The sequence below is a fragment of the Actinacidiphila bryophytorum genome, from assembly GCF_016916835.1.
Classification (GTDB): domain Bacteria; phylum Actinomycetota; class Actinomycetes; order Streptomycetales; family Streptomycetaceae; genus Actinacidiphila; species Actinacidiphila bryophytorum.
Map to the genome: position 1 here is coordinate 18,500 of NZ_JAFFIX010000011.1, position 13,446 is coordinate 31,945.

Consider the following 13,446-nt stretch of genomic DNA (forward strand, 5'->3'; position numbering starts at 1 on the left):
GTACGGGGCCGGTGGTGCGGGGCCCGCGGGCCTAGGCCGTGTTTTGGAAGTCCCGCCTGCCCCGTGGGGCGGACGGCGCTACTTCCAAAACACGGCCTAGACCTCGCCCTGGGCCAGGCGCAGCAGGTGGTCGGCGAGCTTCTGGCCGCCGGTGGGGTCGCGGCTGATCAGCACGACCGTGTCGTCGCCGGCGATCGTGCCGAGGATGTCGTAGACCTCCGCGGTGTCGATGGCCGAGGCCAGGAACTGGGCGGCGCCCGGCGGGGTGCGCACCACCACCAGGTTGGCCGAGGCCTCGGCGGAGATCAGCAGCTCACCCGCCAGCCGCCGCATCCGCTCCTCCTTGACCGACTCGCCCAGCGGAGCCTGGGGGGTGCGGAAGCCGCCCTCGGAGGGGACGGCGTAGATCAGCTCCCCGTCGTTGGTGCGGATCTTGACCGCGCCCAGTTCGTCCAGGTCCCGGCTGAGCGTCGCCTGGGTGACGCTCAGCCCGTCGTCGGCCAGCAGCTTGGCCAGCTGGCTCTGGGACCGCACCGGCTGCCGGCCGAGGATGTCCACGATCCTGCGGTGCCTGGCCGTGCGGGTCTGCGGTACGGCCTGGCCGCCGCCGTGCTGCTGCGCCTCGCTCATCGTCGCGTCATTCTCCGTCCGTCCCGCGGCTGTGCCGGTCGGCCTGCCACACCTGGTCGAGCACACCGGGCAGCACCCGGAGGAACGCGTCCGTGTCGTCGTCGCCGACGACGAGCGGCGGCGCGAGCCGCACCGTGTCGGGCACGGCGGCGTTCACCAGGAGTCCGGCGTCCTGAGCCGCCTGCTGGACCGGTGCGGACAGCGGCTCGGTGAGCACGATACCGATGAGCAGGCCCGCGCCGCGCACATGATCGACCAGCGGGTGGCCGAGTGCCTCGATGCCGGCCCGCAGCTTCTCGCCCTGCCGCTTGACGTGGTCGAGCAGCCCGTCGGCCGCGATGGTGTCGAGGACGGCCAGCGCCGCAGCGCACGCCACCGGATTGCCGCCGAAGGTCGAGCCGTGCGCGCCGGGCGTGAACAGCTCGGCCGCGGCGCCGAAGGCCACGGTCGCGCCGATCGGCAGACCGCCGCCCAGGCCCTTGGCCAGCGTCACCACGTCGGGCTCGACACCCTGGGCCAGGCACTCGAACCAGTGGCCCGTCCTGCCGATGCCGGTCTGCACCTCGTCGAGCACCAGCAGGGTGCCGGTGGCCGCGGTGATCTCCCGGGCCGCCTGCAGATAGCCGGGCGGCGGGATGACCACGCCGTTCTCGCCCTGGATCGGCTCGATGACCACCAGTGCGGTGTCGGTGTCCACCACCGCCCGCAGCGCTTCCGCGTCGCCGAACGGCACATGCGTGACGTCGCCGGGCAGCGGAGCGAAGGCGGCCTTCTTCTTCGGCTGGCCGGTCAGCGCGAGGGCGCCCATGGTGCGGCCGTGGAAGGCGCCGTCGGTGGCGACCATCTTGCTGCGCCCGGTGAGCCGGCCGAGTTTGAAGGCGGCCTCGTTGGCCTCGGCGCCGGAGTTGCTGAAGTAGACCCGCCCTGACCGCCCGAACAGCTGCAGCAGCCGCTCGGCCAGCGCGACCGGCGGTTCGGCCACGAAGAGGTTGGAGACATGGCCCAGCGAGCCGATCTGCCGGGTCACCGCCTCGACCACCGCGGGGTGCGCGGTGCCCAGCGAGTTGACCGCGATGCCGCCGAGGAAGTCCAGGTAGACCTTGCCGTCGGCGTCCCAGAACCGCGCGCCCGCACCGCGGACCAGCGGCACCCGGGGCAGGCCGTAGTTGTCCATCAGCGCGCCCTGCCAGCGCGTCGCAAGCGCCTCGTTGCCCGTGACCCCGGTCGCGCCGGTGCTGGTGGTGTCCGTGGTGGTGCTGGTCACCGTACTCCCCCTTCTGCTGCCTGTTCCGGTACGTGTTCCGCCGCGTGCTGGGCAGCGGGCGGCGGCGCGTCGTCGGGGACGACCATCGTGCCGATACCCTCGTCGGTGAAGATCTCCAGCAGGATCGAGTGCTGCACCCGGCCGTCGATGACCCGGGCGGTGCGCACGCCGTTACGTACCGCGTGCAGGCAGCCGCGCATCTTCGGGACCATGCCGCTGGACAGGTCCGGCAGCAGCTTCTCCAGCTCGGTCGCGGTGAGCCGGCTGATCACCTCGTCGCTGTTGGGCCAGTCCTCGTACAGCCCCTCGACGTCGGTGAGCACCATCAGCGTCTCGGCGCCCAGGGCCGCGGCGAGGGCGGCGGCCGCGGTGTCGGCGTTGACGTTGTAGATGTGCCCGTCGTCCGCGGCGCGGGCGATCGAGGAGACCACCGGGATGCGGCCGTCGGCCAGCAGCGCCTCGATCGCACCGGTGTCGATGGCGGTGATCTCGCCGACCCGCCCGATGTCGACGGACTCGCCGTCGATCGTCGGCAGGTGCTTGACCGCGGTGATGGTGTGCGCGTCCTCGCCGGTCAGGCCGACCGCGAGCGGGCCGTGCCCGTTGAGCAGCCCGACCAGTTCCCGCTGCACCTGACCGGCCAGCACCATGCGCACGACGTCCATCGCCTCGGGCGTGGTGACCCGCAGCCCCGCCTTGAACTCGCTGACCAGGCCGTGCCGGTCGAGCTGCGCGTTGATCTGCGGGCCGCCGCCGTGCACGACGACCGGCTTGAGGCCGGCCTGCCGCAGGAAGACCACGTCCTGTGCGAAGGCGGCCTTCAGCCCGTCGTCGACCATGGCGTTGCCGCCGAACTTGATCACCACGACCCGGCCGTTGTGCCGGGTCAGCCAGGGCAGCGCCTCGATGAGGACCTGCGCCTTGGGCAGGGCGGCGTTCTTGCGGGCCCTCATGAGCTGTACGCGCTGTTCTCGTGGACGTAGTCGGCGGTGAGGTCGTTGGTCCAGATGACCGCGGACGCGTCGCCGGCCGCCAGGTCGGCGGTGATCACGACCTCACGGAAGCGCATGTCGACCAGGTCGCGGTCGTCGCCGACCGCACCGTTCCTGCACACCCACACACCGTTGATGGCCACGCTCAGCCGGTCCGGCTCGAAGGCGGCGGAGGTGGTGCCGATCGCGGACAGCACCCGCCCCCAGTTGGGGTCCTCGCCGTGGATCGCGCACTTGAGCAGGTTGCTGCGGGAGATGGTGCGGCCGACGTCCACCGCCTCGTCCTCGGTCGCCGCGTTGACGACCTCGATCCTGATGTCCTTGCTCGCGCCCTCGGCGTCACCGATCAGCTGCCGGGCGAGGTCCGCGCAGACCGTGCGGACCGCGTCGGCGAACTCGTCGTAGCCGGGGGTGGTGCCGGAGGCGCCGGAGGCCAGCAGCAGCACGGTGTCGTTGGTCGACATGCAGCCGTCGGAGTCGGCCCGGTCGAAGGTCACCCGGGTGGCCTCCCGCAGCGCCTTGTCCAGGGTCGGGGTGTCCACGTCGGCGTCGGTGGTGAGCACGACCAGCATGGTGGCAAGCCCCGGCGCGAGCATGCCCGCGCCCTTGGCCATGCCGCCGACGGTCCAGCCGGGTCCCTGCGCGACGGCCGTCTTGTGGACGGTGTCGGTGGTCTTGATGGCGATCGCCGCCTTCTCGCCGCCGTGCTCCGACAGTTCGGCCGCGGCCTGCCCGATGCCCGGCAGCAGCTTGTCCATCGGCAGCAGCACGCCGATCAGCCCGGTGGAGGCCACCGCGATCTCGCCCGCGCTGTGGCCCAGCACCTCGGCGGCCCGCTCGGCGGTGGCGTGGGTGTCCTGGAAGCCCTGCGGTCCGGTGCAGGCGTTGGCGCCGCCGGAGTTGAGGACGACCGCGGTGACCGCACCGCCCTTGAGCACCTGCTCCGACCAGAGCACGGGCGCGGCCTTCACCCGGTTGGAGGTGAAGACGCCCGCGGCGGCGCGGCGCGGGCCGGAGTTGACCACCAGGGCCAGGTCTGGGTTGCCGTTCGCCTTGATCCCTGCGGCGATACCCGCCGCCCGGAATCCCTTCGCTGCCGTCACGCTCATTTGGTGCTCCTTTTCTCCCCCAGGGCTACCGCCTGGGCGGTACCCCCGTCTCCGCCCGCTCGGCACAAACCCGCGGGCATCGTCGTCATCTGCTGCCCGGAGGCCTCGCGGTCTCCCCCAGCTACCGCTGGGAGGTGCCCCCAGCTCATGGAGCGACTCCGATCGTGGGAAGTCCCGTCACCTCGGGCAGTCCGAGGGCGATGTTCATGCTCTGCACCGCGCCGCCCGCGGTGCCCTTGGTCAGGTTGTCGATCGCGCTGATCGCGATGATCCGGTGCGCGTCGGGGTCGAGGGCGACCTGGAGGTGCACGGCGTTGGAGCCGTAGACCGAGGCGGTCGCGGGCCACTGCCCCTCGGGCAGCAGGTGGACGAACGGCTCGTCCGCGTACGCCTTCTCGTAGACCGCGCGCACGTCGGCGGCGGTGACCCCGGGGCGGGCCCTGGCGGTGCAGGTGGCGAGGATGCCGCGGGGCATCGGCGCCAGCGTGGGCGTGAAGGACACGCCGACCCTGGCGCCGGCCGCGGCGCTGAGGTTCTGGATCATCTCCGGGGTGTGCCGGTGGCCGCCGCCGACGCCGTAGGGGCTCATCGACCCCATGACCTCGGAGCCCAGCAGGTGCGGCTTGGCTGCCTTGCCCGCGCCCGACGTGCCGGACGCGGCGACGACGACGGCCTCGTCCTCGGCGAGCGCGGCTGCGTAGGCGGGTACGAGCGCGAGCGAGACGGCGGTGGGGTAGCAGCCGGGGACGGCGATGCGCCGGGTGCCGGCCAGTGCGGTGCGCGCACCGGGCAGCTCGGGCAGTCCGTACGGCCAGGTGCCGGCGTGCGGCGAGCCGTAGAAGCGTTCCCAGTCGGCGGCGTCCTTGAGCCGGAAGTCGGCGCCCATGTCGACCACGAGCACGTCCTTGCCGAGCTGCTCGGCCACGGCCGCGGACTGCCCGTGCGGCAGCGCGAGGAAGACCACGTCGTGCCCGGCGAGCACCTCGGCGGTGGTGTCCTGGAGGACCAGGCCGGCCAGCGGCAGCAGGTGCGGCTGCAGTTCGCCGAGCCGCCGGCCCGCGCTGGAGTGCGCGGTCACCGCCCCGATCTCGACCTCCGGGTGCCCGGCGAGCAGCCGCAGCACCTCACCGCCCGCATACCCGCTCGCCCCGGCAACCGCCGCCCGCACAGCCATCGAACCCTCCTCGTCGATGGCATGACTATACGGCGACCCGCACTTTTATGCAAAGAGCGGAACGCGCCGGGCTGCCCCGTGGACCGGCCGCCCGTGGGCGACAATCGCCTCCGACGGCCCACCCGGCGGCGAAGGAGAGCGGCACCCCCATGGACGAGAGCACCCCGACGGGAGCAGGGCACGGCCGGGCGGTCGCCACGCGGGTGCGGATAAGGGCACGCAGCAGGACCGAGCCGCACCGCGCCTCGACACCGCTGGAGCTGCTGTTCGACCTGTGCTTCGTGGTGGCGGTCGCGCAGGCCGGCAGCAAGCTGGTGCACGCGCTCGCGGCCGGCCACCCGGGGCACGGGATCACCGGCTACCTGCTGGTCTTCTTCGCCATCTGGTGGGCCTGGATGAACTTCACCTGGTTCGCCTCCGCCTACGACACCGACGACGTCCTCTACCGGCTCGTCACCCTGGTGCAGATGTCCGGGGTGCTGGTGCTGGCCGCCGGTGTGCCGCGGGCCTTCGACGACGCCGACTACACGGTCGCGGTCCTCGGCTACCTCATCATGCGGGCCGCGCTGACCTTCCAGTGGCTGCAGGCCGCGTCCGGCGAGAGCGGGGCGGCGCGCACCGTCGCGCTGCGCTACGCCGCCGGGCTCGTCGTGGTGCAGATCGCCTGGGTGGTGCTGCTCCTGCTGCCCGGCTCCTGGTGGACCGGCGGCTTCCTGGTCCTGGTCGTTGCCGAGCTGTCCGTGCCCGCCTACACAGAGCACGACCACCGCACCTCCTGGCACCCGCACCACATCGCCGAGCGCTACGGGCTGTTCACCCTCATCGTGCTGGGCGAGTCGATCTCGGCGGCCACGGTCGCGGTGCAGTCGGCGCTGGACGAGTCCGCCGCGCTCGACCTGCTGCTGCCCATCGCGGCCGGCGGCCTGGTGATCGTCTTCGCGGCCTTCTGGAGCTACTTCGCCGTGCCCATCCACGAGCACCTCAGCTCCAACCGGCAGGCCTTCCTGTGGGGCTACGGCCACTACGCGGTGCTGGGCTCGGCAGCCGCGATCGGCGCGGGCATCGAGGTGGCGGTGGAGCAGGTCACCCACCACGCGGAGATCTCGGCGCGGGCCGCGGCCAGTTGTGTGACAGTGCCGACGGCCGTCTTCCTGCTCATGGTGTGGGCGGTGCACACCCGGCACTTCAAGAGCGGCCTGGCCCAGCACATGGTGCTGCCCGCAGGTGCGGTGGCGGTCCTGGCCTGCACCCTGGCGGGCCATCTGGCGGTGCCCCTTGCGGGCCTTGCCTGCGCCTGCACGGTCGCCGCCGGGGTGTGGCCGGCCAGGGTGCGCTGATTCCTACGCTTCCTACGCCGCCGGGAGGCGGGTCGCCGCGAGTGCGACGGCCGCGTAGTCGACGGTGAAGCCGCCACCCGCCGCGTCGACCGCCTCGCCGATGCCGGACAGCAGCGCCGCGAGGACGCCCGGCGGGAAGCCGCTGTGGCCGCCGAAGGTGGGGACCTGGTCGAGCCACTCGTCGCGCGTGTAGGCGCGCTGCCAGTCGAAACGCCACCGCTCGGGCTCGGTGAAGGCGCCCGCCCGCCGGATGCCGTCGGCGGCCGTGTCCAGGATCGGCACGTAGGCGTCGAGCCCCGGCTGCACCCGGCGGTAGACGGGCGCGTCGGGCAGCACCCGGGCGTAGACCGCGCGTACGGCCTCCGCCAGGTCCTGCGGCAGGCGGGCCACGTTCCAGAACGGGGCGAGCAGGCCGCCGGGCCGCAGCGCCAGCGCCGCCCGCTCCGCGCCTGCTGCGGGGTCGATCCAGTGCCAGGCCTGGCCTGCGACGACCGCGTCGAATCGGCGGCCCGCCGGGTCCCAGCTCTCGAAGGCGGCGACCTCGGCGTCGAGCCCGTCGGCCGCGGCGGCCCTGACCATCCGCGGGTCGGGGTCCACACCGAGCACCCGGCAGCCGGCCGCGCGGAACTGCCGGGCCGCGATGCCGGTGCCGCAGCCGACGTCGAGCAGGTCGGGGCCGGGGGCGGCGGCCGTGACAGCGGCGATCAGGGCGTCGGGGTAGCCGGGGCGGGTGCGCTCGTAGCGTTCGGTGTCCGCGCCGAAGGACTCGGCCGCGCCGCGCTCGCGGTGCGGCGGCCGGTTGCCGGAGAACGGTACAGTGGGCATGCGCCCACTATGAGTGGGCGCATGCCCACTCGTCAACCGGCGGCCGGGCGCGAAGACGTACCCACCGGCGAGAGGCGGACCCGCGGTGCCGACAGGAGTGGCCCTGCGCGACGTGCGCGAGCAGCTGTTCGACGCCGCGGAGCGCATCCTGCTGAGGGAGGGCCAGCAGGCACTGACCAGCCGCTCGGTCACCGCGGAGGCGGGCGTCGCCAAGGGGGTGCTGCACCGGCACTTCGCCGACTTCGACGCCTTCCTCGCCGACCTGGTGACCGACCGCATCGGCCGCGTCGAACAGCAGGCGGCCGCCCTGCGCGAGGCCGCGGGCAGCGGCACCGTCGAGGGCAACCTCGCCGGGGCGCTCACCGAGGTCTTCAGTTCGGTCGCCGTCGCGGTCGTCGCCCTGGTCACCGCACGCGACGGCCTGCGCGCCCGGCTGCGCGAGGAAGGGCACGGCGGTATTCCGCTGCTGGCCGAGGCGACGGACATGCTCGCCGGCTACCTCGGCGCGGAACGCGGCCTCGGCCGCCTCGCACCGGACGCCGACACCGCCACGCTGGCGATGATGCTGGTCGGGACCGGCCATCTGCTCTTCGCCGGGCGGCGGACCGGCACCGCACCGGAGGCCGCGGAGGTCGGCACGGTGGTGCGGACGGTACTGGCGGGAGTGGCGCCCTAGCCTCCTCACGGCACGTGCCACCCGGTCGGAGTTCCCGCGCGCGAGCCTGCCACCGGCACCCCGGGCCTTCTGCGACGATGCCCGCACCCCGGCAGCCGGGGCGCGCGCCCGTACAGGAGGAACCATGGCCGGCAGGTTCGAGGCAGCAGCCGAGATCGACCGCCCCATCGAGGAGGTTTTCGCCTTCCTCGCCGACGGCACCAACGACCCGAAGTTCAGCCCCAGGGTCCAGGAGATCACCAAGACCACGGAGGGCCCCGTCGGGGTCGGCACCGTCTTCGCCAGCACCGTCAAGGACGCCGGGATGACGACCAGGCGCGAGTTCCGGATCAGCGAGTTCGTCGAGCCCGTCACGATCCGCTGGACCGAGCTGTCCAGGAACTCCATCACCGCCAAGGAGGGCGGCTACGACCTGGAGCGGCTGCCCGGCGGCGGCACCCGGGTGACCATCTTCAACGTCCTGGAGGGCCACGGGACCGGCAAGCTGCTGGTCGGCCTCGCCCTGCTGGCGGCCCGCAGGGACGCAGGCGCCTTCGCCGGCCGGATCAAGGCGGCGGTCGAGGCGGCCGTCTAGGGCGTGTTCACCACCGGGGCCGCACAGGTCTCAGCGCGCCCGGGGCGCCTGCCGTACCGCGCGCAGCACCACGAACTTCGGGTCGGACGCCACCACCTCGCAGTTCCCGAACAGCCGCCGCAGCCGTACGTGGTAGCCCAGGTGGCGGTTGCCGACCACCCACAGCTCGCCGCCCGGGCGCAGCGCCGCCCGGGCGGTGGCGAACATCCGGCGGGCGCTGCTGTCGCTGGTGGCCCGGTGCGAATGGAAGGGCGGGTTGTTCAGTACGAGGTCGGCGCTGCCCGCGGGCACGCCCGCAGCCGCGTCGGCGACCAAGAACTCCGCGGCCGTCGCCGGGTCCGCGTTGTCCCGGAAGGTGGCCTCCGCCGAGGCCACGGCCTGGTGCGACTCGTCGGTGAACAGCACGTCGGAGGCCGGGTTCGCCAGCGCGGCGGCGGTGCCGACCACGCCGTTGCCGCAGCCGAGGTCGATCACCCGGTCGGGTCCCTGCCGCCGCGGCAGGTTCCCGAGCAGCAGCCGGGTGCCGACGTCGAGCCGGTCGGCGCAGAAGACGCCGGCGTGGTTGGTGACCGTACGCCCCGACATCGGGCCGATGCCGTCCGGCAGGGCGTAGCGCAGCGGCCAGGGGTTGGCGCCGCGGGACAGGTCCGGGTCGGGCGTGCAGAAGATCAACCGGGCCTTGCGGACCGCGAGCGAGGTGACGGTCGGACCGAGGATGCGTTCGAAGAGGGCCAGCGTCGAGGTGTGGATCTCGGTGACCATGCCCGTACCCACCACGACGGTGTCCCGGTGGACGGCGGGGGCGAGCGCGTGCAGCTGGTCCTCCAGCAGCGCCAGGCTCTTGGGCACCCGCACCAGCAGCAGGTCGATGCGCTCCGGCGCCTTGCCGCCCCGGCTCTCCCGGGTGGACAGCAGCCGCACCCGGTCCTGGGCGCCGATCCTGCGCAGATTATCCCGGGTCGCCTGCTGGCCGAGGTAGGAGTCCGAGACCTGCACCGGCTCCCGCCCGGCCAGCGCCGTGACCAGCGCACCCCACCGGTCCCCCAGCACCACGGTCGTCCCGCCCGCCGCCGGCGCCTTCTCGTCCAGGTGCCGCAGCAGGTAGTCGTCCGCGGCGTCCCACGCCCGCAGCTGCTCCCGCGGCTCCTGCGGATAGCGCGTCAGGTCGAGGTCGCCCCAGGGGGTGCTGAATCGGTACATGATCCTCTCAGCGTAGGCCCTGCCCGCCCGCCTGCTGACCGACCGCTTCCCTGACGGCGACACGCGCCAGGTCGGCGTCCGCCGGTCCCGGGTGCGAGGTGAGCCGGTCGAGCACCGCGCGCGCCAGCGGCAGGTCGGCCGCGGCGGCCGCGAGCCGTACGTCCTTGGCCGCGTGCTCCAGCGGGAAGTGCGCGGTGGTGGTCAGCACCCGCTGCAGCAGCGGCCCCATGGGGCTCGCGGCCAGGGCGGTGGTGACCAGCTCGCCGTCCAGCCCGAGCACCCGGCCGAGGTCCAGGGCCTCGGCCGTCAGCACGACACCGCCGATCACCGCGTTGATGAGCACCAGCTTGAGCGCCGCGCCCGAGCCGACGCCGCCGCACTCGCGGACCATGCCGAGATGTGCGAGCAGCTCCCGCACCGGCCGGGTGTCGCCGCCTGCCAGGATCAGCAGTTCTCCTGCCGCCGCCCGGTCGACGCTGCCCATGACGGGCGCGTCCACGTAGGCCACCCCCGCCGGCAGGCGGGCGGCCGCCGCCCTGGCCGCGTCCGGGCCGATGCTCGACGTGTCGACCAGGACACTGCCGGGCCGCATGGCCCCGGCGACCTGGCCGACCACGGACGCCACGGCCGCCGGGTCGGCCAGCATCGTCACCACGACGTCGGCGCCCGCGACGGCCTCGGCCGCGCTGCCGGCGACGGTGGCGCCGCGCTCGGCGAAAGGCTCCGCCTTGGCGGCGGTGCGGTTCCACACGGTCAGCGGCAGACCGGCGTCGAGCAGCCGGTGCGCCATCGGGGTGCCCATCAGCCCGAGGCCGAGGAAAGCGGTCCTGGGAGAGGCGGTCCTGGCAAGCGCCATGGATTCGGATACGGCGGTGTGCGATGTCATGCCGCCGACGCTAGGCCCGACCGCGGCATGCAACAAGCGAATGTCTAGCATGCATGGCATGAGTGACACGCATACCTCTGCGGTCGACATGCCCGCTGCCGCGCTGCGTGTCTTCACCCACGTGGCGCGGCTCGGCTCCTTCACCGCGGCCGCACGGGCGCTCGGCTACACGCAGTCGGCCGTCTCCCGGCAGATCGCCGCACTGGAGACGGCCGCCGGAGGGCCGCTGGTCGACCGGCTGCCGCGCGGGGTACGGCTCACCGCCGCAGGTCAGGCCCTGTTGCCGCACGCGGAGGCCGTGCTCGGGCGGCTGGCGGCGGCGCGGCGCGACCTGGCCGCGCTGCGCGAGGTGACCGCGGGCCGGGTCAGGGTCGGCGCCTTCGCCACCGCCCAGGCCTGGCTGCTGCCCCGCGCCTACGCGGCCTTCCGCGGCCGCCACCCGGGGGTGGCGGTCACCGTGCAGGAAGGGCCGTCGCACCGGCTCGCCGCCCGGGTGCTGGCCGGCGACCTCGACGTGGCGGTGGTCAGCACGACCGGCAGCCCCGACTTCGCGGGCCTCGACCTGGTCCGGCTGCTCGACGACCCGATGCTGCTCGCGCTCCCCTCGGGGCACCGGCTGGCCGGGCGGGCGCAGGTGGCGCTCGCGGACGTCGCCGACGAGGCGTGGGTGGCCAGCAGCCCCAGGGCCGAGGACACCCTGCTGGCGCCCGCCCTCGGCAGCGGCTTCCGGCCGCGGGTCAGCGTGGTGGTCGCCGACTGGCTGGCCAAGCTCGGCTTCGTGGCGCAGGGCCTCGGCGTCACCCTGCTGCCCTCGCTCGCGGTGGGAGCGGTACGCCCCGACGTGGCGCTCGTACCGCTCCGTCCAGACGAACTGCCGGTCCGCACGGTCTACGCGGCCACCTGCCGCGACCTCCACAGGACGGCTGCCGCCGCGGCCTTCCTCGACGTGCTCGCCGGCAGCGCGGCGCCCTGAGTCACCCGCCCTGCCGGACCCACTGCCCGCCCCGCTGTGCATAGCGGTCCTGGACGAGCGTCATGGCCCCCAGCGGGTCGGACGCGACCTGGGTGGCGGAGAAGTAGACGTTGCCCCGGACCTCGCGGTGGTCGGCGCAGAAGTCGAGGTGGCGGGTCAGCTCCGCGGGATCCTGCCAGGCGGCGGGCTGGCCCGCGACACCGACCTTGTACAGGGCCTCGCCGATGTAGAGCTGCACCCGGGTGCCGGAGACGACATCGGACCACCAGGGGACGAGGACCGCGTAGTCGGCCGCGGTGAAGCCGATGTTCCAGTAGACCTGGGGAACGATGTAGTCGATCCATTCGCGCCGCACCCAGCCGCGGGTGTCCGCGTGCAGGTCGTCGTAGGTCTGCACACCCGCGGTGGTGGCCGAGCCCAGCGGGTCGGAGGCCGCGTTGCGCCACACCCCGAAGGGGCTGATGCCGAACCGGGTCCGCGGGCGGATCGCCTTGATGCGGGCGGCCGTCTCGCGGACCAGCTGGTCGGTGTTGTGGCGGCGCCACGCGTCGCGGTCGGGGAAGCCGGCACCGTACGCGGCATAGGCCGCGTCGTCGTCGAAGACCTGGCCCGCGACCGGGTAGGGGTAGAAGTAGTCGTCCCAGTGGACCGCGTCCACCGGGTAGCGGCGGACCGCGTCCAGCATCGCGTCCTGCACGAAGCGGCGTACTTCCGGCAGGCCGGGGTTGTAGTAGAGCTTGCCGCCGTAGGCGACCGTCCACTCGGGGTGCAGCCGCGCCGGGTGCTCGGGCGACAGCAGGGCCGGGTCCGCGCTGTTGGCCACCCGGTAGGGGTTGAACCAGGCGTGCAGCTCAAGCCCCCTGCGGTGCGCTTCGCGCACGGCGGTGCCCAGCGGGTCCCAGCCGGGGTCGAGCCCCTGCGTCCCCGTCAGATACGCCGACCAGGGCTCGTACGGCGAAGGCCAGAACGCGTCCGCGGTGGGCCGCACCTGGAACATGACGGCGTTCAGCCGGCGTTCGACCGCCAGGTCGAGCAGGTCGAGCAGCTCGCTGCGCTGGGCCTGCGGGGACAGGCCGGGGGCCGACGGCCAGTCCGTGTTCGCGACGGTCGCGATCCACATCCCCCGCAATTCCCTGCGGGGCGGGTGGGGGTGCGTTGCCGCCCTCGCGGGCGGCGCCACCGCTGCTGCGGCTGCGGCTGCCGCCGCGAGGGTGAGCGTTCTGCGTGAGACCTTGCCCATGCTGCCTCCTGACCTTCCGTCACCGGCCCATCCTTCCCCACCCTCTTCCCGGACCCCAGGCCTTTCCACCCCGTGCGGCTCGCCACCGCCCCAAAGGACCTCCTCGGTCCGCCCCCGGACCACCCCCCGGCGGTGGGTTGCGCGCGCAGTTCCCCGCGCCCCTCAGTGGGTGCCCCTTGCACGAGGGCCGGCGTCTTTCAGGGCGGTGCCCTCTGCGCGAGAGGGCCGGCGTTTTTCAGGGGCGGGTGCCCTCTGCGTGAGAGGGCGAGCGTTTTTCAGGGGCGCGGGGAACTGCGCGACCAGCCCCCACCGGGCGCGCGGGTCGTCACCGGCCCCGAAGGGGCAATTCCTGTCGAAGACGGACCACCCGCCGGTGGCCGGCTGAGCGCGCAGACGGGACGCAGCCCCGCACCCCGGCAGGGGTCGCCGCTGCCCGGGAGGGTAAGCGTTTTCAGGGGTGCCCTGGCCACCGATGGCAACCTCTTCTCGGGTCCGCGCGTGAGCGCTAGCATCGGATCTCTCGTGGGAGCGCTCCCACACCTCCCACCGTTCGTCCGCCCCCCACA

At 73.6% G+C, this 13,446-nt stretch carries 13 protein-coding genes; 4 read left to right on the forward strand and 9 right to left on the reverse strand.

Going from position 1 to position 13,446, the window contains the following annotated elements; genetic code table 11:
* Nucleotides 1-96: 96 nt before the first annotated feature.
* The 5 genes from JT723_RS17790 to argC form a co-directional block, all read right to left on the reverse strand.
* Entirely contained in the window at nt 97-630 is a 534-nt protein-coding gene (locus JT723_RS17790) for an arginine repressor (RefSeq protein ID WP_205045655.1), read from the reverse strand.
* 7 nt (nt 631-637) lie between these two features.
* Entirely contained in the window at nt 638-1,894 is a 1,257-nt protein-coding gene (locus JT723_RS17795; protein WP_205045656.1) for an acetylornithine transaminase, read from the reverse strand.
* Entirely contained in the window at nt 1,891-2,847 is a 957-nt protein-coding gene (gene argB, locus JT723_RS17800; protein WP_205045657.1) for an acetylglutamate kinase, read from the reverse strand. Before argB ends, JT723_RS17795 begins: the two co-directional genes overlap by 4 nt.
* Nucleotides 2,844-3,995, reverse strand: coding sequence for a bifunctional glutamate N-acetyltransferase/amino-acid acetyltransferase ArgJ (gene argJ / locus JT723_RS17805; RefSeq protein WP_205045658.1), 1,152 nt, complete (start codon nt 3,993-3,995; stop codon nt 2,844-2,846). Before argJ ends, argB begins: the two co-directional genes overlap by 4 nt.
* Before the next feature lie 145 nt (nt 3,996-4,140).
* On the reverse strand, nt 4,141-5,169 hold the full coding sequence (gene argC / locus JT723_RS17810) for an N-acetyl-gamma-glutamyl-phosphate reductase (protein WP_205045659.1): 1,029 nt from the start codon (nt 5,167-5,169) through the stop codon (nt 4,141-4,143).
* A gap of 149 nt (nt 5,170-5,318) precedes the next feature.
* Here argC and JT723_RS17815 point away from each other — a divergent pair, with 149 nt between their 5' ends.
* Entirely contained in the window at nt 5,319-6,506 is a 1,188-nt protein-coding gene (locus JT723_RS17815; RefSeq protein ID WP_205045660.1) for a low temperature requirement protein A, read from the forward strand.
* A gap of 12 nt (nt 6,507-6,518) precedes the next feature.
* Here JT723_RS17815 and JT723_RS17820 read toward each other — a convergent pair whose 3' ends face one another.
* Nucleotides 6,519-7,331, reverse strand: a complete 813-nt coding sequence (locus JT723_RS17820; protein ID WP_205045661.1) for a class I SAM-dependent methyltransferase — start codon at nt 7,329-7,331, stop codon at nt 6,519-6,521.
* Nucleotides 7,332-7,416: 85 nt separating this feature from the next.
* Between JT723_RS17820 and JT723_RS17825 the strand changes: the two genes are divergently transcribed.
* Complete coding sequence (locus JT723_RS17825; RefSeq protein ID WP_205045662.1) at nt 7,417-8,007, forward strand: TetR/AcrR family transcriptional regulator; 591 nt, start codon at nt 7,417-7,419, stop codon at nt 8,005-8,007.
* 124 nt (nt 8,008-8,131) lie between these two features.
* Complete coding sequence (locus JT723_RS17830; protein WP_205045663.1) at nt 8,132-8,581, forward strand: SRPBCC family protein; 450 nt, start codon at nt 8,132-8,134, stop codon at nt 8,579-8,581.
* 30 nt (nt 8,582-8,611) lie between these two features.
* On the opposite strand, the gene JT723_RS17835 is transcribed toward JT723_RS17830, so the two are convergent.
* Together JT723_RS17835 and JT723_RS17840 are read right to left on the reverse strand one after the other, a co-directional pair.
* Nucleotides 8,612-9,781, reverse strand: coding sequence for a methyltransferase (locus tag JT723_RS17835; RefSeq protein ID WP_205045664.1), 1,170 nt, complete (start codon nt 9,779-9,781; stop codon nt 8,612-8,614).
* A gap of 7 nt (nt 9,782-9,788) precedes the next feature.
* The gene (locus JT723_RS17840; protein WP_240165791.1) at nt 9,789-10,667 is read right to left on the reverse strand and encodes an NAD(P)-dependent oxidoreductase; all 879 of its coding nucleotides are present in this window, start codon (nt 10,665-10,667) and stop codon (nt 9,789-9,791) included.
* A gap of 58 nt (nt 10,668-10,725) precedes the next feature.
* On the opposite strand from JT723_RS17840, the gene JT723_RS17845 reads away from it, so the two are divergent.
* Nucleotides 10,726-11,640: a LysR family transcriptional regulator gene (locus JT723_RS17845; protein ID WP_240165792.1), complete on the forward strand. Its 915-nt coding sequence runs from the start codon at nt 10,726-10,728 to the stop codon at nt 11,638-11,640.
* Nucleotide 11,641: 1 nt separating this feature from the next.
* Here the strand turns inward: JT723_RS17845 and JT723_RS17850 are convergent, their stop codons facing one another.
* A complete protein-coding gene (locus JT723_RS17850; RefSeq protein ID WP_205045665.1) occupies nt 11,642-12,880 on the reverse strand; it encodes a glycoside hydrolase family 10-like protein in 1,239 nt (412 codons plus the stop codon).
* Nucleotides 12,881-13,446: the final 566 nt, after the last annotated feature.

Bases quoted from the DNA above. Each gene is read 5' to 3' on its own strand.
- argB (WP_205045657.1), bottom strand. From the start codon at position 2,847: ATGAGGGCCCGCAAGAACGCCGCCCTGCCCAAGGCGCAGGTCCTCATC.
- JT723_RS17850 (WP_205045665.1), bottom strand. From the start codon at position 12,880: ATGGGCAAGGTCTCACGCAGAACGCTCACCCTCGCGGCGGCAGCCGCA.
- JT723_RS17790 (WP_205045655.1), bottom strand. From the start codon at position 630: ATGAGCGAGGCGCAGCAGCACGGCGGCGGCCAGGCCGTACCGCAGACC.
- JT723_RS17845 (WP_240165792.1), top strand. From the start codon at position 10,726: ATGAGTGACACGCATACCTCTGCGGTCGACATGCCCGCTGCCGCGCTG.
- JT723_RS17820 (WP_205045661.1), bottom strand. From the start codon at position 7,331: ATGCCCACTGTACCGTTCTCCGGCAACCGGCCGCCGCACCGCGAGCGC.
- JT723_RS17840 (WP_240165791.1), bottom strand. From the start codon at position 10,667: ATGACATCGCACACCGCCGTATCCGAATCCATGGCGCTTGCCAGGACC.
- argC (WP_205045659.1), bottom strand. From the start codon at position 5,169: ATGGCTGTGCGGGCGGCGGTTGCCGGGGCGAGCGGGTATGCGGGCGGT.
- JT723_RS17835 (WP_205045664.1), bottom strand. From the start codon at position 9,781: ATGTACCGATTCAGCACCCCCTGGGGCGACCTCGACCTGACGCGCTAT.
- JT723_RS17830 (WP_205045663.1), top strand. From the start codon at position 8,132: ATGGCCGGCAGGTTCGAGGCAGCAGCCGAGATCGACCGCCCCATCGAG.
- argJ (WP_205045658.1), bottom strand. From the start codon at position 3,995: ATGAGCGTGACGGCAGCGAAGGGATTCCGGGCGGCGGGTATCGCCGCA.
- JT723_RS17815 (WP_205045660.1), top strand. From the start codon at position 5,319: ATGGACGAGAGCACCCCGACGGGAGCAGGGCACGGCCGGGCGGTCGCC.